This is a genomic window from Ottowia massiliensis (assembly GCF_900240305.1).
Lineage (GTDB): Bacteria > Pseudomonadota > Gammaproteobacteria > Burkholderiales > Burkholderiaceae_C > Ottowia > Ottowia massiliensis.
Map to the genome: position 1 here is coordinate 1,125,799 of NZ_LT964854.1, position 18,620 is coordinate 1,144,418.

At 65.9% G+C, this 18,620-nt stretch carries 19 protein-coding genes; 15 read left to right on the forward strand and 4 right to left on the reverse strand.

What is annotated here, in order from left to right:
- Window positions 1–121 precede the first annotated feature (121 nt).
- The 14 genes from argC to C1720_RS05170 all read left to right on the forward strand — a co-directional run bounded on the left by argC (window position 122) and on the right by C1720_RS05170 (window position 13,417).
- Window positions 122–1,036, forward strand: a complete 915-nt coding sequence (argC, locus tag C1720_RS05105) for an N-acetyl-gamma-glutamyl-phosphate reductase (protein WP_102283452.1) — start codon at window positions 122–124, stop codon at window positions 1,034–1,036.
- 507 nt (window positions 1,037–1,543) lie between these two features.
- Complete coding sequence (locus tag C1720_RS05110) at window positions 1,544–1,993, forward strand: OsmC family protein (RefSeq protein ID WP_102283453.1); 450 nt, start codon at window positions 1,544–1,546, stop codon at window positions 1,991–1,993.
- Window positions 1,986–2,648, forward strand: a complete 663-nt coding sequence (locus C1720_RS05115; protein WP_050715279.1) for a DNA glycosylase — start codon at window positions 1,986–1,988, stop codon at window positions 2,646–2,648. The genes C1720_RS05110 and C1720_RS05115 overlap by 8 nt, the downstream gene beginning before the upstream one ends.
- Before the next feature lie 79 nt (window positions 2,649–2,727).
- A complete protein-coding gene (locus C1720_RS05120) occupies window positions 2,728–3,036 on the forward strand; it encodes a YbeD family protein (protein ID WP_050715278.1) in 309 nt (102 codons plus the stop codon).
- A 24-nt stretch (window positions 3,037–3,060) separates the two neighbouring features.
- Window positions 3,061–3,753: a lipoyl(octanoyl) transferase LipB gene (gene lipB / locus C1720_RS05125; RefSeq protein WP_102283454.1), complete on the forward strand. Its 693-nt coding sequence runs from the start codon at window positions 3,061–3,063 to the stop codon at window positions 3,751–3,753.
- A 30-nt stretch (window positions 3,754–3,783) separates the two neighbouring features.
- A complete protein-coding gene (gene lipA / locus C1720_RS05130; RefSeq protein WP_050715276.1) occupies window positions 3,784–4,782 on the forward strand; it encodes a lipoyl synthase in 999 nt (332 codons plus the stop codon).
- Window positions 4,783–5,126: 344 nt separating this feature from the next.
- On the forward strand, window positions 5,127–8,060 hold the full coding sequence (locus tag C1720_RS05135; RefSeq protein ID WP_102283455.1) for a monovalent cation/H+ antiporter subunit A: 2,934 nt from the start codon (window positions 5,127–5,129) through the stop codon (window positions 8,058–8,060).
- A complete protein-coding gene (locus tag C1720_RS05140; RefSeq protein ID WP_050715274.1) occupies window positions 8,060–8,404 on the forward strand; it encodes a Na+/H+ antiporter subunit C in 345 nt (114 codons plus the stop codon). Before C1720_RS05135 ends, C1720_RS05140 begins: the two co-directional genes overlap by 1 nt.
- Window positions 8,404–10,266 (forward strand): monovalent cation/H+ antiporter subunit D, encoded by a 1,863-nt coding sequence (locus C1720_RS05145; protein ID WP_233199807.1) that lies wholly within the window; start codon window positions 8,404–8,406, stop codon window positions 10,264–10,266. Before C1720_RS05140 ends, C1720_RS05145 begins: the two co-directional genes overlap by 1 nt.
- On the forward strand, window positions 10,263–10,760 hold the full coding sequence (locus C1720_RS05150; RefSeq protein ID WP_199170957.1) for a Na+/H+ antiporter subunit E: 498 nt from the start codon (window positions 10,263–10,265) through the stop codon (window positions 10,758–10,760). The genes C1720_RS05145 and C1720_RS05150 overlap by 4 nt, the downstream gene beginning before the upstream one ends.
- Window positions 10,757–11,035 carry a K+/H+ antiporter subunit F gene (locus tag C1720_RS05155; RefSeq protein ID WP_050715271.1) on the forward strand — a complete coding sequence of 93 codons (279 nt, stop codon included), beginning with the start codon at window positions 10,757–10,759 and terminating at the stop codon, window positions 11,033–11,035. The genes C1720_RS05150 and C1720_RS05155 overlap by 4 nt, the downstream gene beginning before the upstream one ends.
- On the forward strand, window positions 11,032–11,433 hold the full coding sequence (locus C1720_RS05160; RefSeq protein WP_050715270.1) for a Na+/H+ antiporter subunit G: 402 nt from the start codon (window positions 11,032–11,034) through the stop codon (window positions 11,431–11,433). The genes C1720_RS05155 and C1720_RS05160 overlap by 4 nt, the downstream gene beginning before the upstream one ends.
- Before the next feature lie 146 nt (window positions 11,434–11,579).
- The gene (locus C1720_RS05165) at window positions 11,580–11,957 is read left to right on the forward strand and encodes a ComEA family DNA-binding protein (RefSeq protein WP_102283457.1); all 378 of its coding nucleotides are present in this window, start codon (window positions 11,580–11,582) and stop codon (window positions 11,955–11,957) included.
- 314 nt (window positions 11,958–12,271) lie between these two features.
- Window positions 12,272–13,417 (forward strand): phosphoserine transaminase, encoded by a 1,146-nt coding sequence (locus C1720_RS05170; RefSeq protein ID WP_102283458.1) that lies wholly within the window; start codon window positions 12,272–12,274, stop codon window positions 13,415–13,417.
- Window positions 13,418–13,593: 176 nt separating this feature from the next.
- Here the strand turns inward: C1720_RS05170 and fghA are convergent, their stop codons facing one another.
- The 4 genes from fghA to C1720_RS05190 all read right to left on the reverse strand — a co-directional run bounded on the left by fghA (window position 13,594) and on the right by C1720_RS05190 (window position 18,413).
- Window positions 13,594–14,430, reverse strand: coding sequence for an S-formylglutathione hydrolase (gene fghA, locus C1720_RS05175; RefSeq protein ID WP_102284517.1), 837 nt, complete (start codon window positions 14,428–14,430; stop codon window positions 13,594–13,596).
- Between the two features lie 95 nt (window positions 14,431–14,525).
- Window positions 14,526–15,635, reverse strand: coding sequence for an S-(hydroxymethyl)glutathione dehydrogenase/class III alcohol dehydrogenase (locus tag C1720_RS05180; protein WP_102283459.1), 1,110 nt, complete (start codon window positions 15,633–15,635; stop codon window positions 14,526–14,528).
- Between the two features lie 146 nt (window positions 15,636–15,781).
- Complete coding sequence (locus tag C1720_RS05185) at window positions 15,782–16,951, reverse strand: M48 family metallopeptidase (RefSeq protein WP_102283460.1); 1,170 nt, start codon at window positions 16,949–16,951, stop codon at window positions 15,782–15,784.
- Between the two features lie 10 nt (window positions 16,952–16,961).
- A complete protein-coding gene (locus C1720_RS05190; protein ID WP_102283461.1) occupies window positions 16,962–18,413 on the reverse strand; it encodes a YjgN family protein in 1,452 nt (483 codons plus the stop codon).
- Here C1720_RS05190 and C1720_RS05195 point away from each other — a divergent pair.
- A complete protein-coding gene (locus tag C1720_RS05195) occupies window positions 18,403–18,618 on the forward strand; it encodes a hypothetical protein (protein ID WP_146006871.1) in 216 nt (71 codons plus the stop codon). The genes C1720_RS05190 and C1720_RS05195 overlap by 11 nt on opposite strands.
- The last annotated feature ends 2 nt before the right edge of the window (window positions 18,619–18,620 follow it).

The window sequence follows — 18,620 nt, forward strand, 5'->3', positions numbered from 1 at the left end:
TGCATGAACGAAAGAATCTTCGCAGGGCAAATGTATCATGCGGCAACACCCTGGCCGCCCCAAAAACTGCCCCAAACCCGTCTGTGAGCGGCGCAAAGCGGTTTTCCCTGATTGAACGCAAATGACGAAAAAAGTATTTATCGACGGCGAAGCAGGCACCACCGGCCTGCAAATCCGCCAGCGCCTGCAAGATATGGCTGGCGTGGAGCTGGTCAGCATTGATCCGGCCTTGCGCAAAGACCCCGCAGCCAAGCGCGCGCTCATGGCAGGCGTTGATCTGGTCATTCTTTGCCTGCATGACGACGCCGCGCGCGAATCCGTCGCGCTGATTGACGGGCTGCCCGCGCCCCGCCCGCGCGTGATTGATGCCTCAACAGCCCACCGCGTGGCGCCTGGCTGGGTGTTTGGCTTTGCCGAGCTGGCGCCCGGCCAGCGCGAGGCCATTTGTCAGGCCGAGCGCGTGGCCAACCCCGGCTGCTACGCCAGCGGCGCCATCGCCTTGCTGCGCCCGCTGGTTGATGCAGGCGCGCTGCCGCCCGATTACCCCGTCACCTTGCCCGCCGTCAGCGGCTACACGGGCGGCGGCCGCGCCATGATCGAGGCTTACGAGGCGGGGCAGGCTCCCGCCTACGAGCTGTATGCGCTGGGCCTGTCGCACAAGCATTTGCCTGAAATCATGCGCTATGGCGCGCTCACGCGCCGCCCGGTTTTCATGCCCGCCGTCGCCAGCTTCGCGCAAGGCATGCTGGTGGAGCTGCCCCTGCATCTGGATTTGCTGCCCGGCCAGCCTTCGCCTGAAAGGCTGCTGCAAATCTACGCCGCCCATTACGCGGGCAGTGAATGGGTCACGGTGCAGGCCGCGCCTGAAAACGGCAAGCTGGACGCCCTGGCGCTGGCGGGATCCGACACGCTGGAAATCCGCGTGTTCGGCAACGCCGCCCACCATCAGGCTGTGTGCGTGGCCCGGCTGGACAACCTGGGCAAAGGCGCCAGCGGCGCGGCCGTGCAGAACCTGCGGCTGATGCTGGGGTTGTGAGAACCTGTTCAAAGTCTGGCTGGAAACCGCCTCCCAGGCCCGGGCATTCAACTTGGATTTCTGGCTCCTATTTAGCTACTGCATTCGTAGCATTAGGTCCTAGTGGAAAGAGCGCAGAAGCCTCTTTTAGACCCTCTAAATTCGCTCCTTTTTCTGAACCTATTCAGCCTCTTTGACAGCGCGCAAGCGGGTTTTCGGTGCAAAAAAAAGCCCCGGGCCGAAGGGCCTGGGGCTTGAATCCACCTTAGGAGGGGTGGAGGAGACAAGGAGTGCAAAGCGGTCTGACCGTTTCAGCCAGGCTGTCTGCGTGGGCGCGGAGTGTAGACCCATCCCCGTTTTTCTGCACGCCAACCCGCCATCCAACCTGACAGACGGTCGTTTTGTTGCGGCGAAGCGCCCAGGCATGTTGCTTTCGGGCCAAAAATTGGCGCTTTCGCGTTTGGTTTTGCGCGTTTTCCTCAGACTCTGAACAGCTTCCCAAACCCTTCACCACAGGAGAAACCCATCATGGAATGCACCGTCAGCTGGAGCGCCCCCGCCGGGTCGCGCTCGGGCATGAGCTTCATCGCCGAAACCGGCAGCGGCCACGTTCTGGCCATGGACGGCGCGCCCGACGCTGGCAGACCCGAGCAGGGCGGGCAGAACCTGGCGCCGCGCCCGCTGGAGGCCATGCTGGCAGGCGCGGGCGGCTGCACGGCGTATGACGTGGTGCTCATCCTGCGCCGGGGCCGCCATGACGTGCGCGGCTGCACGGTGCGGCTGAGCGCCGACCGCGCCGAAACCGACCCCAAGGTTTTCACCCGCATTCACATGCACTTTCGCGTGTCAGGGCGCGAGCTGCCCGCGCAGGCCGTGGAGCGGGCCATCCACCTGAGCCACAGCAAATACTGCTCGGCAGCCATCATGCTGGGCAAGACGGCGGAAATCACCACCTCTTTTGAAGTGCTGGATGCCTGAGCCGAAAACGCCATCTTCCGCAGCGCCATCCTCCGCGCCGCCGCCTGCCCAGCAGCCCATCGAAACGCACCCCTTCGCCGCCGTGCTGCCGCCGAAGGCCACGGTGATGATGATGGGCAGCTTTCCGCCCGCGCCCGAAAAGCGCTGCATGGACTTTCACTATCCCAACTACCAAAACGACATGTGGCGCATCTACGGGCTGGCCTTCTTTGGCGACGTGGCGCACTTTCAGGTGGCGGGCAAAAAGCGTTTTGATGCCGTGCGCATCCGCGCCTTTCTCATGGAGCGCGGCATTGCCCTGTGCCCCGCCGTGCGCCGCGCGCGGCGCGAGCAGGGCAATGCGTCCGACGCCTTCCTGACCGTGATCGAGCCGGTGAACCTGGCTGCCGTGCTGCCCCAGGTGCCGCACTGCCGCACCCTGTTTGCCACCGGCGGCAAGGCCGCCGAAGTGCTGCTGGGCCTGCTGGCGGCCCAGTCACCCAAAGCCCCTGCGCCCCAGCTGCCCAAACCCGGCCACAGCATTCCTTACGGCTACGCGGGCCGCAGCTTGCAGCTGTACCGCCTGCCATCCACCTCGCGCGCCTATCCCATGCCGCTGCTGCAAAAGGCGCAAATCTGGCGCGCGTTCTTCAAGTCGCAGGGGCTGCTGGATTGAGCCGCCCCGCCTTTCCTTGAAATGCACCGGCCCGGCGGCAACTCCTGTTTTTTGTCATTCCTTGAGCAGCCTTTCGCCCATGAACACGCCCGAAAAACCCGACACGACCGATCCCGCCCAGCCTGCGCCGCAGCCTGACCCCATGCAATTTCCCATGCGCTTTCCCATCAAGGTCATGGGAAAGAATGAAGACGGCTTCGTGCACGCCATCACCGAAATCGCCCGCCGTTTTGACCCCACGTTTGACGCCGCCACCGTGGAGCTGCGCGAAAGCTCCGGCGGCAACTACTTGAGCGTGACCGTCACCGTGCTGGCCACCAGCCGCGAGCAGCTGGACGGCATCTACCGCGCCATCACCAGCCACCCCAAAGTGAAATGGGCGCTGTAGCCGCCGGGCGCTGAAAAAATTCCCATGAAAGTCATCCATCTCGGGCGCGCCGATTACGTGCCCACCTGGCGCGCCATGCAAGCCTTCGCCGCCCGGCCCTTCGGCATGGAAGGCGAAGAGCTTTGGCTGTGCGAACACCCGCCCGTCTTCACCCTGGGCATGGCCGGCCGCCCCGAACACGTGCTGGCCGCAGGCGGCATTGATGTGGTGCAAACCGACCGTGGCGGGCAGGCCACCTATCACGGCCCCGGCCAGGTGGTCGCCTACCCGCTCATCAATCTGGGCGAGCGTCCCTACTTCGTCAAGGAATACGTGCACCGGCTGGAAGAAGCCGTCATCCGCACCCTGGGCGAATGGGGCCTGCCCGGCCACCGCGTGGCGGGCGCGCCGGGCATCTACATCCGCCTGCAAGACCCCTACAGCCACGCCCCCTTGCCCCAGCGCCCCATGCGCCGCCTGCCCGGCACGCCCGCGCCGCAGCCCGACTTCACGGGCCTGGCCAAAATCAGCGCGCTGGGCATCAAAGTCAGCCGCCAGCACGCCTACCACGGCGTGGCGCTGAACGTGGACATGGCGCTGGAACCCTTTGAGCGCATCAACCCTTGCGGCCACGCGGGCCTGCCCGCCATTGACCTTTCCAGCATCGGCGTGCGCGCCTCCTGGGACGAAGCCGCCAGCGCCCTGGCCGCGCACCTCACACGCCTGCTGGCCCCCTGAAACCCGCCTCCTTGCAAGAAAAAACACGTCATGACCGAAGTCATCCGCGAAGCGCCCGCTCCCCACGCCTACAACCCCAGCGCCAAGCAAAAAGCCGCCGCCAAGCTCGCCCGCATCCCCATCAAGGTGCAGCACACCGGCCCGGCCCTGCCCAAGCCTGACTGGATTCGCGTCAAGGCCGGCAGCCCCAGCACGCGCTACTACGAAATCAAGGACATCCTGCGCCAGAACAAGCTCGTCACCGTCTGCGAAGAAGCCAGCTGCCCCAACGTGGGCGAATGCTTCGGGCGCGGCACCGCCACCTTCATGATCATGGGCGACAAGTGCACGCGCCGCTGCCCTTTCTGCGATGTCGGCCACGGCCGCCCCGACCCGCTGGACGCCCAGGAGCCGATCAACCTGGCCCGCGCCATCGGCCAAATGCGCCTCAAATACGTCGTCATCACCAGCGTGGACCGTGACGACTTGCGCGACGGCGGTAGCCAGCACTACGTGGACTGCATCCGCGCCGTGCGCCAGGCCTCGCCCGGCACCCGTATCGAAATCCTCACGCCCGACTTCCGTGGCCGCGACGACCGCGCCCTCGAAATCCTCAAGAGCGCCCCGCCCGACGTGATGAACCACAACCTCGAAACCGTGCCGCGCCTGTACAAACAAACCCGCCCCGGCAGCAACTACGAATTCAGCCTCAACCTGCTCAAGAAATTCAAGGCCCAGCACCCCGGCATCCCCACCAAAAGCGGCCTCATGGTCGGCCTGGGCGAAACCGACGAAGAAATCCTGGCCGTCATGCGCGACATGCGCGCGCACCACATCGAAATGCTCACCATCGGCCAATACCTGGCCCCCACCAGCGCCCACCTGCCCGTGCAGCGCTACGTCACCCCCGACACCTTCAAGATGTTTGAAGCCAAGGCTTACGAAATGGGCTTCACCCACGCCGCCGTCGGCGCCCTCGTGCGCAGCAGCTACCACGCCGATCAGCAGGCCCAAGGCGCCCTGTCCGGCAGCGCCGGCTGCGGCCACTGAGAACCTGCGCTCCGGCCCGCTCCTTGACCACGCCCAGGCAAAAACAGGAGCAAAAACAAAGGGGCATAAATGCCGTTCCGCGCTTTATCCACTAGGACATCATGCTATTTTTAAAGGAGCAAATCAAGGGAGCAGCCCCGCGCGCTCTGATGACCACAGGAGCAAGCCAGGCCGGCACTCGCATTGCAAAACCGTGAAACGCGCACGGGTGTTTTCTTCCGACTCTCATGGGCGCACTGGAACGTGGCAGAAACATGATCGCCAGCAAGCTCCGGAAGGGGGGCGCCGCCTGCGTGGCGGCGGCGTCTGTCCCTTAGACTCGCACGCTTGCCCGCGCCTTCTCCATGCCTCTTTACTGGTTCATCCTGCTCCCCTTCGTCGGCAGTCTTGTGGCTGCCATGATGCCAACCAAGGCCCGCAATGCGGCGGCAAGCTGGGCGGCGCTGGTGGCCGCTGGCGGGCTGGGCGGGGTGCTGCTGCTGTATCCGCAGGTGCAGGGCGGGCAGGTGCTGCGCGAGCAAGCGGCATGGCTGCCGCAGGCGGGGCTGGCGTTTGTGGTGCGGGTGGACGGCTTTGCCTGGCTGTTCGCGCTGATGGTGACGGGCATCGGCTTTCTGGTGGCGGTGTACGCGCGCTACTACATGAGCAAGGACGATCCGGTGCCGCGCTTTTTCTCCTTTTTTCTCGCCTTCATGGGCGCGATGATGGGCGTGGTGCTGTCGGGCAATCTGATTCAGCTGGTGTTTTTCTGGGAGCTGACGAGCCTGTTTTCTTTTTTGCTCATCGGCTACTGGCATCACCGCAAAGACGCACGGCGCGGCGCGCGCATGGCGCTGACGGTGACGGGTGCGGGCGGCCTGTGCCTGCTGGCGGGAGTGCTGGTGCTGGGCCGCATTGCGGGCAGTTATGACCTGGACGCCGTGCTGGCCGCCGGGCCGCAGATTCGTTCGCACGCGCTGTATGCGCCCATGCTGGCGCTGGTGCTGCTGGGGGCGCTGACCAAGAGCGCGCAGTTTCCTTTTCACTTCTGGCTGCCGCGCGCGATGGCCGCGCCCACGCCGGTTTCCAGCTATCTGCATTCGGCCACGATGGTGAAGGCGGGCGTGTTTCTGATGGCGCGGCTGTGGCCGGCGCTGTCGGGCACGCAGGAGTGGTTCTGGATTGTGGCGGGCGCGGGCGCTTGCACGCTGGTGCTGGGGGCGTATGCGGCCATGTTCCAGAACGATTTGAAGGGGCTGCTGGCGTATTCGACGATCAGCCATCTGGGGCTGATCACGCTGCTGCTGGGCATGAACCGCGAGCTGGCGACGGTGGCGGCGGTGTTTCACGTGATGAATCACGCGACGTTCAAGGCTTCGCTTTTCATGGCGGCGGGCATCATCGATCACGAGACGGGCACGCGCGATATCCGGCGGCTGGACGGCCTGTTCAAGGCCATGCCGGTGACGGGCACGCTCGCTTGCGTAGCCAGCGCGGCCATGGCGGGCGTGCCACTGATGAACGGCTTTCTCTCCAAGGAAATGTTTTTTGCCGAAACGGTGGACTTCATGAGTCCCCAGCCGTGGGTGGAAGACGCGCTGCCCATCGCCGCCACGGTGGCGGGCATGTTTGCAGTGGTGTATTCGCTGCGCTTTACGGTGGACATCTTCTTTGGCCCGCTGGCAACCGATTTGCCGCGCAAGCCGCATGAACCCGTGCGCTGGATGCGCCTGCCGGTGGAGCTGCTGGTGGTGGCCTGCCTGGTGGTGGGCATGGCGCCCAACTGGTCGGTAGGGCCGGTGCTGGAAATGGCGGCGCAAGCGGTGCTGAACGGGCCAACGCCGCATTACAGCCTGGCGGTGTGGCACGGCTTTAACAAGCCCATGGTGATGAGCCTGGTGGCGCTGGCGGGCGGCTTTGCGCTCTATCTTTTGCTGGGCCGCGCGATGGAGGCGGGGCGCTTCAAGAGGCCGCCTTTCATTGGCGGGCTGGATGGGCAGCGCCTGTTTCAGGGCGCGCTGGTGTGGCTGGATGGCGCCGTGCGCCGGGCGCTGCGCCTGGCCAGCAGCCAGCGCTTGCAGCCGCAGATGTTTTTGCTGGTGTTCGCGGCCGTGGCGGTGGCGGCGGCGTCGCTGGGCGGCAATGGCATCAACTGGGGCGACCGCGAGCGCGTGCCGGGCAGCGTGCTTTTCGCGCTGCTGTGGACGGCAGGCGGCCTGTGCGCGCTGACGGCTGCGGCGCAGGCCAAGTTCCATCGCCTGGCGGCGCTCATCCTGGTGGGCGGCGTGGGGCTGATGGTGTGCCTGACCTTCATGTGGTTTTCTGCGCCCGATCTGGCGCTCACGCAGATTGCGGTGGAAGTGGTGACCACCATTCTTTTTCTGCTGGGCTTGCGCTGGCTGCCCAAGCGGCTGGATACGGAGCCGGCGCGCCTGGGGCTGCGGGTGCGGGTGCGGCGCGCGCGCGATCTGGTGCTTTCGGTGGTGACGGGCGGCGGCATGGCGCTGCTGGCTTACGCCATGATGACGCGGCCTGCGCCGCAGAGCATTTCGCCCTTTTTCATTGACCGCGCGCTGCCCGAAGGCGGCGGGGCCAACGTGGTGAATGTGATGCTGGTGGACTTTCGCGCTTTCGACACGATTGGCGAAATCACGGTGCTGGGCATTGTGGCGCTGACGGTGTATGCGCTGCTCAGGCGCTTTCGCCCCCCGCGCGAGAGCGTGCAAGCGCCAGAGCAGCAGCGCGTGATTCCGGCAGACCTGAATACCGATCTCATCAATCCGCGCACGGCCAAGGACTCGGCCCTGGGCTACATGCAGGTGCCTGCCACGCTGGTGCGGCTGCTGTTGCCGATTGCGGGCGTGGTGGCTGCTTACATCTTCATGCGCGGGCATAACGAGCCGGGCGGCGGCTTCGTGGCGGGGCTGGTGCTGTCCATCGCCCTGCTGGCGCAATACATGGTGGCGGGCACGCAGTGGGTGGAAGCGCGGTTTCAGCTTCAGGTGATTCGCTGGATAGGCGTGGGCTGGCTGCTGGCGCTGGCCACGGGGCTGGGGTCGCTGTGGTTCGGCTACCCGTTTCTGACCACGCACACCATGCACGTGACGCTGCCGCTGGTGGGCGAAGTGCATGTGCCCAGCGCCACGTTTTTTGATGCGGGCGTGTTCGCCGTGGTGGTGGGCGCCACGCTGCTCATTCTCACGGCGCTGGCGCACCAGTCGCTGCGCGCGCACCGCACGGCGCTCAAGAAGACCGCTGCACATGCCGCCGCGCCGCAAGGCGAAGGAAAGCAAGACTGATGGAAGTCATTCTGGCCATCGTCATCGGCGTGCTGGGCGGCTCCGGCGTGTGGCTGGTGCTGCGGCCGCGCACGTTTCAGGTACTCATGGGGCTGTCGCTGCTGTCGTATGCCGTCAATCTGTTCATTTTTGCCATGGGCAGCCTGCTGCTGGCGCGCGAGCCGATCGTGCAGGCGGGCGTCGCGCCCACGCTGGAGAACTACACCGACCCGCTGCCGCAATCGCTGGTGCTCACGGCCATCGTCATCGGCTTTGCCACATCGGCGCTGTTTCTGGTAGTGATGATGGCCCTGCGCGGCCTGACCGGAAACGATCACGTGGACGGGCAGGAGAGGGACGGCTGATGGATGCGCTGATTGCCCGCTTGATGCCGCATCTGATCGTGATGCCCGTGCTGCTGCCGCTGGGCACGGCGGCGCTCATGCTGCTGCTCGGGCCGCAGCGCAGGCCGCTGAAGGCCGTGGTGAACGTGGCTTCGTGCCTGCTGGGGCTGTGCGTGTCGCTGGCGCTGCTGCGCTGGACGCTGACCGAGGGCGGCGCAGCGGCAGTGGGCATTTACATGCCTTCCAACTGGCCCGTGCCTTACGGCATCGTGCTGGTGCTGGACCGGCTCTCGGCCATGATGCTGGCGCTGACTTCGCTGCTGGCGCTGGCGGCGGTGCTTTATTCGTCGGCGCGCTGGCACAAGGCGGGGGTGTATTTCCACCCGCTGTTCCAGTTGCAGGTGATGGGCCTGTCGGGGGCTTTTCTCACGGGCGACTTGTTCAACCTGTTCGTTTTCTTCGAGATCATGCTCACGGCCTCCTACGGCCTGCTGCTGCATGGCTCCAGCCCGGCGCGGGTGCGCGCGGGGCTGCACTACATCGCCGTCAATCTGATGGCTTCCACGCTGTTTCTCATCGGCATTGCCATGCTCTATGGCGTGACGGGCACGCTGAATCTGGCTGACATGGCCATGATGGTGCCCGCCATCGCCGAAGACGACCGGGGCCTGCTGCACGCGGGTGCGGCCATCATGGCCATTGCCTTTTTGGTCAAGGCGGCGGCCTGGCCGCTCAATTTCTGGCTGCCAGCGGCCTACTCCAGCGCCGCCGCGCCGGTGGCTGCGCTCTTTGCCATCATGACCAAGCTGGGCGTGTATGCCGTGCTGCGTGTGTGGACGCTGCTGTTTCCGGCCAGCGCGGGCGTATCGGCCCTGTTTGGCGGCGATCTGCTCATCTGGATGGGGCTGGCGACGGTTGCCTTCGGGGCCATTGGCGTTTTGGCCACGCAGCAGCTGGCGCGCATGACGGCGTTTGCCGCCATCCTGTCATCAGGCACGCTGCTGGCGGCCATTGGCTTTGGCCAGCCTGCCGTGACGGGCGCGGCGCTGTATTACGCCTTCAGCTCCACGCTGGCGATTGCGGCGCTGTTTTTGCTGATTGAGCTGGTCAAGCGCGCCAGCGAGAGCGAAGAGCAGATTGCCCTGATCAGCGACACGGTTTTCGAAGAAGACGAGGCTTTTGCCGACTACCAGGCCAGCCCCGCCTCGCTGCCCGACGTGAATCTGGACGATGACGAGCAGGCGCTGATTGGCCGCGCCATTCCCTTCGCCATGGCGTTTCTGGGCCTGTCGTTCGCGCTTTGCGCCTTGCTGATTGCGGGGCTGCCGCCGCTGTCGGGCTTCATTGGCAAGTTCGCCATGCTCACGGCGCTGCTTCAGCCAGCGGGCATGGGCGCGGCCATGCCAGAGGCTGCCAGCCTGCCGGTTGATGAAGCCGCAGGTCTGTCCGCCAGCCTGCCTGTTGACACAGCGGCCGCCTTGCCGGGCATGGCTGAAGCGGCGGGCGTGCCAGTGGCCGCCTGGACCTTCATGGCGCTGCTGATTGCGGGCGGGCTGCTGTCCACCATTGCGCTTTCCCGCGCGGGCATCCGCCTGTTCTGGGCGCCGCAGGGCAGGCCGGCGCCGCGCCTGCGGGTGATCGAGACGCTGCCCATTGCCGCGCTGCTGCTGGTGACAGTGGTCATGGTGTGGCAGGCGCAGCCCGTCATGCAGTTCGCGCACTGGGCCGCGCAAGGGCTGCACGAGCCGCGCAACTACATCAACACCGTGATCGGCACGCGCCCCGTGCCTTCGCCCGGCGAGACGGACGGCGCCGGCGAAGAACTGGGCGGCCAGGCGCTGCCTGACAACGCCCCCGCGCCCGCAGAGGAGGCGCAGCCATGATGCGCAAGCTGCTGCCCGCCCCGCTGCTGTCGCTGGCCCTGCTGGTCATGTGGCTGCTGCTGGTGCGCTCCTACACCCTGGGGCAGGTGCTGCTGGGCGCGCTGGCGGGCTGGGCCATGCCCTGGTTCTTCGCCTCGCTGCGCCCGCACCGCCCGCGCATTCGCAGGCCCCTCGTGCTGGCCCGCTACATCCTCACCGTGGGCTGGGACGTGCTGCTGTCCAACCTGCAAGTGCTGCGCGGCGTGCTGCGCGTCTCGGCCCGCGCGCCCGCGCAGGATGGCTTTGTCATCATCCCCTTGCAGTTGCGCGACCCTTCCGCACTGGCGGCGCTGGCCATGGTCACCACCGTCGTGCCCGGCACGGTGTGGTGCGAGATGGCGCGCGATGGCAGCGCCTTGCTGCTGCACGTGTGGGACCTGGAGGACAAAGCCGCCTTCATCGCCCACTACAAACAGCGCTACGAGCAGCCGCTGATCGAGATTTTTGAATCATGAATCCCCTGCTTCACGGCTCCATCCTCGCCACCTTGTTCGCCTATGGCCTGGCCATGCTGCTATGCCTGTGGCGGCTGCTGCGCGGCCCGCGCGCGCAAGACCGCGTGCTGGCGCTGGACACCATTTACGCCATCGGCATGCTCATCGTGCTGGTTGCGGGCATCCGCTACGCCAGCCAGATGTACTTTGAGGCGGCGCTGCTGATTGCCCTGTTCGGCTTCGTCGGCACGGCTGCCATGGCCAAGTTCTTGCTGCGCGGCGAGGTCATCGAATGAGCGCCGCTGCCCTGCCCGTGCCTTTGTGGGCCGAAATCCTGGTGTCGCTGCTGCTGCTGGCCAGCGCCGTTTTCACGCTGGCCGCCGCCATTGGCCTGGTGCGCCTGCAAAGCTTTTTCCAGCGCATGCATCCGCCCGCGCTCATCTATACGGGCGCAGCCTGGTGCGTCACCCTGGCTTCCATCACCTACTTTTCAGCGCAGGGGCACGGCCTGGTGCTGCATGTGTGGATCATCATCATCTTGCTGTCCATCACGGTGCCCATCGCCACGGTGCTGCTCGCTCGCGCAGCGCTTTTTCGCAACCGGCAAGAACGCTTGGCGGGCACGCCCCTGCCGCTGCAACCGATGGTGGAGCCCAGCCTGGCTGAGGGCGAAAGCGCCGATCCTCAAACATGAAATGGCGCAAAGCAGGCGCTGGCGCGGCAATTCATCCGCCACGCCGGGCGGGCACGGCGGCTCGCCTACACTGCCCGCGCGTGCGCAAAAGCACGCACTTGAAAGCACGCACTTTTTCTCCCTCTTTTTCTTGAAAGGAACGCACCGTGTTCAAAAAACTGCTGCTCCTGGGCGCCATGCTCTGCTGCTCCTCCCTGTTTGCCGCAGACGTCAATACAGCCACTGCCGCCGAGCTGGACGCGATCAAGGGCATCGGCCCAGCCATGTCCGCCCGCATCATGAGCGAGCGCGAAAAAGCCCCGTTCAAGGACTGGGAAGATTTCAAAACCCGCGTCAAGGGCGTTGGCGACAAAAACGCAGCCAAGCTCTCTGACGCCGGGCTGACCGTGGGCGGCGGCGCTTACCCGCAAGCCAAGGCGGCCGCCCCGGCCGCTGCGGAAAAGCCTGCCGCCGAAGGCCGGAAGGGGAAGAAAGCCGAGAAGGCGGCCAAGGCTGAAAAACCAGCCGAATCGGCCAAGCCGTAAAAACGGCCCTCTGCTCACGCAAAAAAGCCCGCACACGCGGGCTTTTCCAATTGAAGGCAGAGCTGCAAATACTGACGCCACAAGGGCTTCCCAGCTTTTGCCTCTACCAACAAGCCACAGAAAGAGCGCGCCTGGCCCGGTAATGCACAGGCATAAACTTAGCTCTTCTATTCATAGCAATAAGTCCTAGTCGAAACTGCGCGGAATGGCATTTCACCCCATCTTTATTCGCTCCTGTTTTTAATGTGGACAGCAGACGCAGCCAGGCCGCGCAAACCTAGAATGCCCCTTTCTTCACTTCCTGCGATGCTGTCATGACCCTGCCACGCCCTGCCGCCAAGCCCCGCTGCCCCCATTTTTCTTCCGGCCCTTGCGCCAAGCGCCCCGGCTACAGCCTTGCGGCGCTGGAGACGCAAACGCTGGGCCGCTCGCACCGCTCGGCCATCGGCAAGCAGGCGCTGGCCAGGGCATGCAGCGAAACGCACCGCCTGCTGGGGCTGCCAGCCGACTGGCGCCTGGGCATCGTGCCCGCCTCGGACACCGGCGCAATGGAAATGGCCCTGTGGAGCCTGCTGGGGCCGCGCGGCGTGGACGCGCTCGGCTGGGAAACCTTTGGCCTGACCTGGGTGAAAGACGTGACGCAGCAGCTGAAGCTGCCCGACGTGCGCGTTTTCCAGGCCCCTTACGGCGAGCTGCCTGACCTGGCGCAAGTCGATTGCGACCGCGACGTGGTCTTTGCCTGGAACGGCACCACCAGCGGCGTGTGCGTGCCCAATGGCGACTGGATTGCCGACGATCGCCAGGGCCTGACCCTTTGCGATGCGACCAGCGCCGCCTTTGCGATGGAGCTGCCCTGGCACAAGCTGGACGTGGCCACCTTCTCGTGGCAAAAGGCGCTGGGCGGCGAAGGCGCGCACGGCGTCATCGTGCTGTCGCCGCGCGCCGTGGCCCGGCTGCAAAGCTACACGCCGCCCTGGCCCATGCCCAAAATCTTCCGCATGACCACGCCCGACAAGCAAACGGGCGGCAACCAGCTCAACGAAGGCATCTTCCGGGGCGAAACCATCAACACCCCTTCCATGCTCTGCGTGGCCGACTGGCTGGACACCCTGGCCTGGGCCGAAGCGATGGGCGGCGTGCCCGCCCTGGCGGCCCGCAGCCGCCAGAGCCTGGCGCACATCGAGGCCTTTGTGGCGCAGCGCGACTGGATCAGCTTTCTGGCGCGCGATGCGGCCACGCGCTCATGCACCAGCGTGTGCCTGAAGCTGGCGCTACCAGACGAGCAAGTCAAACAGCTGGCCAAACTGCTGCAAGACGAAGGCGTGGCCTACGACATCGGCTCCTACAAAGACGCTCCCGTGGGCCTGCGCATCTGGTGCGGCGCCACCGTGGAGCCGGAAGATGTGCGCGTGCTGCTGCAATGGCTGGACTGGGGGCGCGCGCAGCTTGGTCAAGTGTGAGCGGCGCATGCGCAAGACGGCGGCGCGGCGCTGTCTTGCGCCGCTCACCCCCTTCATTCGCTCTTTTATCAAGAGCAAGATGTCCTAGTGAAACCTGCGCAAGGCGTCTTTTTGCCCCTTCAAATCAGCTCCTGTTTTTGATGCTCCTCGAGCTGGCCGCCGGATTGGGCTGAAGGCTAGGGCGCGCGCAGCGCCGCCGCGTGGTGCGCCATGTGATCGGCCATGAAGCTGGCCATGAAGTAGTAGCTGTGGTCATGGCCCGCGTGCATGCGCAGCGTGAGCGGGTGGCCCGCCCGCTCGCAGGCGGCTTGCAGCAAATCGGGCCGCAGCTGGGGCAGAAATTCATCCGCCTCGCCCTGATCGACCAGCAGCGGCAGGCGCTCGCCCAAAGGCTGGGCGATGAGGGCCGTGGCATCGTGCGCCAGCCAGGCGGCGGGGTTATCGCCCAGATAGGCGGCAAACGCCTTGCGCCCCCAGGGCGCTTGCGCGGCGGCGCAAATGGGCGCGAAGGCGCTCACGCTGCGATAGCGCCCTGAATGCCGCAGCGCCAGCGTGATGGCCCCGTGCCCGCCCATGCTGTGGCCGCTGATGCCGCGCACGGGCAGCGCGGCAAAGTGCCGCTCCACCAGCGCGGGCAGCTCCTGCGCCACGTAATCTTCCATGCGGAAATGCGCGGCCCAGGGCGCTTGCGTGGCGTTCACGTAAAAGCCCGCGCCCTGGCCCAGGTCATAGGCCGCGTCATCCGGCACGCCAGCGCCGCGCGGGCTGGTATCGGGCGCCACCACGATCAGCCCGTGCTGCGCCGCCCACTGCTGCGCCCCGGCCTTGGTGATGAAGTTCTGCTCGGTGCAGGTCAGCCCCGAAAGCCAATACAAAACCGGGCATTTTTCTCCCGCCAATGCCGCTGGCGGCAGGTAAATGCCGAATTTCATGGGCGTGCCCGTGCTGTCGGAGTCGTGCTGCCAGACTTCCTGGCGGCCGCCAAAACTGGCGTGCTGTTCAAGGCGTTGCATGATGGTTTTTCCTGATTTGGCGTGTTTTTCAGAAACCGCGCTTAATAGGTTCATTCATATTGATTCAAATAACATGAATCGCGCAAATGGCGAAATCAATAATGCACCACGCTGCGAATGGATTGGCCCGCGTGCATCAATTCAAACGCCTCGTTGATGTTTTCCAGCGGCAGGGTGTGCGTCACGAACGGGGCCAGTTCGATTTCGCCTTTCATGGCCTGCTCGACCATGCCGGGCAACTCGCTGCGGCCCTTGACGCCGCCAAAGGCGCTGCCCAGCCAGCGGCGGCCGGTGACGAGCTGGAAGGGGCGGGTGGCAATTTCCTGCCCCGCGCCTGCCACGCCGATGATGACGCTCTGGCCCCAGCCCCGGTGCGCGCATTCCAGCGCGGCGCGCATGACTTGAACATTGCCAATGCATTCAAAGCTGTGGTCCACGCCCCAGCCGGTCATTTCGATGATGACTTGCTGGATGGGCTGCGCGTGGTCTTTGGGATTGACGCAATCGGTCGCGCCGAAGGTGCGGGCCAGCTCGAATTTGGCGGGGTTGGTGTCGATGGCGATGATGCGGCCCGCCTTGGCGAGCTTTGCGCCCTGGATAACGGCCAAGCCGATGCCGCCCAGCCCGAACACGGCCACGCTGTCGCCCGGCTGCACTTTGGCGGTGTTTTTCACGGCGCCCAGGCCGGTGGTCACGCCGCAGCCCAGCAGGCAGACTTGCTCCGGATTGGCGGCGGGGTTGATCTTGGCCAGCGAGACTTCGGCCACCACCGTGTATTCGCTGAAAGTGGAGCAGCCCATGTAGTGATACACGGGCTGGCCCTGGTATGAAAAGCGCGTGCTGCCGTCGGGCATCAGGCCCTTGCCTTGCGTGGCACGCACGGCAGTGCACAGATTGGTTTTGCCGCTTTTGCAAAACAGGCACTGGCGGCACTCGGCGGTGTACAAGGGGATGACGTGATCGCCCGGCTGCACGCTGGTAACGCCCTCGCCCACTTGCACGACGACGCCCGCGCCTTCGTGCCCCAGCACGGCGGGAAAGACGCCTTCGGGGTCATCGCCGCTCAAGGTGAAGGCGTCGGTGTGGCACACGCCGGTGTGGGTGATGCGCAGCAGCACTTCGCCCGCGCGGGGCGGGGCCACGTCGATTTCGACAATCTGCAAGGGTTTGCCGGGTTCAAAGGCAACGGCGGCGCGTGATTTCATGGCCTGGCTCTCCTGTGAATGATGGGGAGCGGGCAGTGTAGGCCCCGCCGCCCGGACTGGCGCGAGAGAAGGCGGGCGATGAAACAGACGGGCAAACAGGCGCGGGAGACAGACGCGAAATAGGCGAGAGAGGGCGGGCCGCGTGGTCAGTCTATGTCGCAGGCCGTGCCGTTTTGCAGGCGGCGGGCGCGGTCATGCGTGTCGGGGTGGGTGCTGAACCAGTTGTCACCGCCGGGGGCCGGAGAGTCGGCTGGTTTGCGCCGTTCAGGCTGGTTTTCAGGTTTGGGGGCCTGGCCCGCCTTGCGGGATGGGGAGGGCGCGGGCGGCTTGTCGTTCCATTTTTCAGCGGCCAGCAGCAGCGTGCCCAGCGGGGCGGCGGGCATGTGCAGCGCGTGCAGCAGGCGCTGGGCGTAGCAGTCGGCTTCGCGTTCGTGGCTGCGGCTGTAGGAGGTGGCGGCCAGCAGCGTGGTGGCGGAAGCGGTGACGGTGGGCAAGTCGCCCAGCGCGAAGCCCAGGCCCAGGCCGATAACGCTTTGCTCCAGCACGGAGCGGGTGCCGTGACGGTGCTGCACGTGGCCGATTTCATGGGCGAGCACGCCCATGAGCGCTTCGTCGCCCGCGCCGGGGGTGCTGCCGGCCAGTTCCACCATCGCGTCGGTCATGACGATGGCGCCGCCGGGCATGGCGAAGGCGTTGGGCGGCATGCCGGAGCGAAAGCGCAGCTCCAGCGGGGGCGCGTAGCCGCTGTAGTGGTGCAGGGCGGCGTCTTGCTGCACGGCGGCGGCCAGGCGGGCGAATTGCGCTTGCAGCTCAGCCTGGCGCGCGGGCGGGATTTTGCTGGGCTTGAGATAGCCGCCGTCCAGCTGATCAAGCACTTGCCGGGTGACTTGCCGCTCCCAGGCCAGCGGCACGGCGCGCGTCAGATGGCGGGCGGCCCAGGGCGTGCCGTGGTGGTAGAAGGTCCACAGCCCCGCGCCCACGAGCAGCAGCATGCCCAGCAGCGCGGGCCAGCGCGTTTGCATTTTCTCGGCCAGCGTGGGCCGCCCGCCAGCAGCGGCCAAGGCGGCCTGCCAGGCGGCGGGATCGTGCACTTGCAGGCTGCCGTGAGGCCCCAAGTCGATGGAGAGGGTTTCGGGCGTGCGGCGCGCGCTCCAGCGTTCGGGCCACTGCACGTCTTTGCGGGGCACGGCAAAGGGCGCGCCGCCTTCGGGGCGCAGCCACAGCACGGGGCCTTGCGGACTGGCCTGAAGCAGCGCCTGCGCGGGCCGCGCGCGGGTGCTGCGGCCATCGAACCAGTGAACGTTCAAGGGGGGCATTGCGGGGCGCTCAGATCAGATCCAGCCCCAGCACATCGGCCACGGCGTCGCCGAAAGCGCCTTGCTGGCGCACCATTTCACCGCTCACCTGGTCCAGCCCGCCGCGCACGTACAGCGTGACGGAATTGGCGCGCGCCGCGTATTCGCTGGCCACGGCATAGGGGCGGTAAAAGCCCAGGGTGAGCAGCGTCAGCAGCATGTTCCTGACGCACAGCCACACGTAGGCGCCAGTCTTGAGGCTGGTTTTGGAGCGGGCCATGCCGCCCAGCCCGGCGCCGTTCCACACCAGCTGGAACCGGCGCGCCACGCGGAAGGCGCGCGCGGGCACCGTGACGGCCACCACGAGCGTGAGGATGACCAGCGCCGCCATCACCAACATGCCAATGTTGCCGGGGCGCCCCCCGCCCGCCGCCGCTCCCATGATGCCCACAAAGGCAAGCGTCATCAGCACCCAGGCGGCCACCATGCCGATGGCGCCGATGATGCCTATCTGCACGTACATCACCACCCACTCGCTGAAGGCCAGCCGCAGCCGCCCCGGCTGCTGACCCAGAAAGGCGCGCCGCACGCGCAGCACGCAGTAGTTGTATTCCAGCCGCATGAACGCCAGCCAGCCGCCCAGCACGGCCAGCAGCATGCCGCCCAGCGCCAGCATCATGTGTTCCGGCAGCTCCGGCTCGCGGGCATCGCCGGCGGGTTCATCGCCGGATTCGTCAAGCTCGCCAGATTCGCTCTCTCCGGCTTCGCTCTTGTCTGCGCCAGGTTCGCCGGATTCAGGCGCGCGCGCTTCAGCTGCATCGCCTTCTGGCGGCAGTCCGTCCGGCGTCGCAGCCTGCGGGCCGCTGCCGCTGGCAGCGGAATGAGATGCGGCAGAGGATGCCGCGCTGGCGGCCGTTTCTTTTCCGTCTTCCAGCACTGCGGCGGCGAAGCCCACGCCCATCATCAGCGCGCCCGCCAGCGCCAGCGGCCAGCTGGCCTTGTACACCTCGCCCCAGGTGGCGCGAAACGACATGCGCACCCCGCGCCAGCGCGTGCAGCCAAAGCGAAAACGCATGGCGCTGCCCCACAGAAACGGCAGCACCGCCAGAAAGGCTGCCCACAGCCCGATTGCCAGCTTCTGGAAGCCGAAGTGATTGGCCGCCTCGAACAGGCCGTAGAACGAGAGCATGACCACAAAGCCCAGAAACATGCGCCACGGCCTGCGCACCGAAAACTCCAGCGGGCTGCCCGCCACCTGCGTGTGCCCGTAAAAGTATTTGATGCTGCGGTAGCGCGCAAAGGGCGTGTACAGCCCCAGCGTGGCCAGCATCAGCAGCACATTGACGATCCACACCCTGAAATATTCGCTGCCCAGCCCCGTGAAGCGGACGGCATGGGCCTCAATGGCGGGGCGCTGCGCCGCCGCTGGCAAAGGCGGCGGCGCGAAGGACGGTGAAGGCGGCAATGGCGGTGTGACTGACATGGCTCAATTGTTTCATGAGGTGACGGTCACGCCCCTTCATGGCCAGGCCGTGAAAAAAGGAAAAGGCGGACCGCTACAGGCGGAGCGCGGCAATCCCAGGTGGCTATTCACTCGCCAGAGATTGTTCTCAGCGAATTTCTTCTCCATGGACATGCCGGAAGGCAAAAAGAATTTGATGGTTGGCCGCTGCCAGGACTTGCCGTAACC

Coding starts and splice junctions, on each gene's coding strand:
- argC (WP_102283452.1), top strand. CDS start 122: ATGACGAAAAAAGTATTTATCGACGGCGAAGCAGGCACCACCGGCCTG.
- C1720_RS05110 (WP_102283453.1), top strand. CDS start 1,544: ATGGAATGCACCGTCAGCTGGAGCGCCCCCGCCGGGTCGCGCTCGGGC.
- C1720_RS05115 (WP_050715279.1), top strand. CDS start 1,986: ATGCCTGAGCCGAAAACGCCATCTTCCGCAGCGCCATCCTCCGCGCCG.
- C1720_RS05120 (WP_050715278.1), top strand. CDS start 2,728: ATGAACACGCCCGAAAAACCCGACACGACCGATCCCGCCCAGCCTGCG.
- lipB (WP_102283454.1), top strand. CDS start 3,061: ATGAAAGTCATCCATCTCGGGCGCGCCGATTACGTGCCCACCTGGCGC.
- lipA (WP_050715276.1), top strand. CDS start 3,784: ATGACCGAAGTCATCCGCGAAGCGCCCGCTCCCCACGCCTACAACCCC.
- C1720_RS05135 (WP_102283455.1), top strand. CDS start 5,127: ATGCCTCTTTACTGGTTCATCCTGCTCCCCTTCGTCGGCAGTCTTGTG.
- C1720_RS05140 (WP_050715274.1), top strand. CDS start 8,060: ATGGAAGTCATTCTGGCCATCGTCATCGGCGTGCTGGGCGGCTCCGGC.
- C1720_RS05145 (WP_233199807.1), top strand. CDS start 8,404: ATGGATGCGCTGATTGCCCGCTTGATGCCGCATCTGATCGTGATGCCC.
- C1720_RS05150 (WP_199170957.1), top strand. CDS start 10,263: ATGATGCGCAAGCTGCTGCCCGCCCCGCTGCTGTCGCTGGCCCTGCTG.
- C1720_RS05155 (WP_050715271.1), top strand. CDS start 10,757: ATGAATCCCCTGCTTCACGGCTCCATCCTCGCCACCTTGTTCGCCTAT.
- C1720_RS05160 (WP_050715270.1), top strand. CDS start 11,032: ATGAGCGCCGCTGCCCTGCCCGTGCCTTTGTGGGCCGAAATCCTGGTG.
- C1720_RS05170 (WP_102283458.1), top strand. CDS start 12,272: ATGACCCTGCCACGCCCTGCCGCCAAGCCCCGCTGCCCCCATTTTTCT.
- fghA (WP_102284517.1), bottom strand. CDS start 14,430: ATGCAACGCCTTGAACAGCACGCCAGTTTTGGCGGCCGCCAGGAAGTC.
- C1720_RS05180 (WP_102283459.1), bottom strand. CDS start 15,635: ATGAAATCACGCGCCGCCGTTGCCTTTGAACCCGGCAAACCCTTGCAG.
- C1720_RS05185 (WP_102283460.1), bottom strand. CDS start 16,951: ATGCCCCCCTTGAACGTTCACTGGTTCGATGGCCGCAGCACCCGCGCG.
- C1720_RS05190 (WP_102283461.1), bottom strand. CDS start 18,413: ATGTCAGTCACACCGCCATTGCCGCCTTCACCGTCCTTCGCGCCGCCG.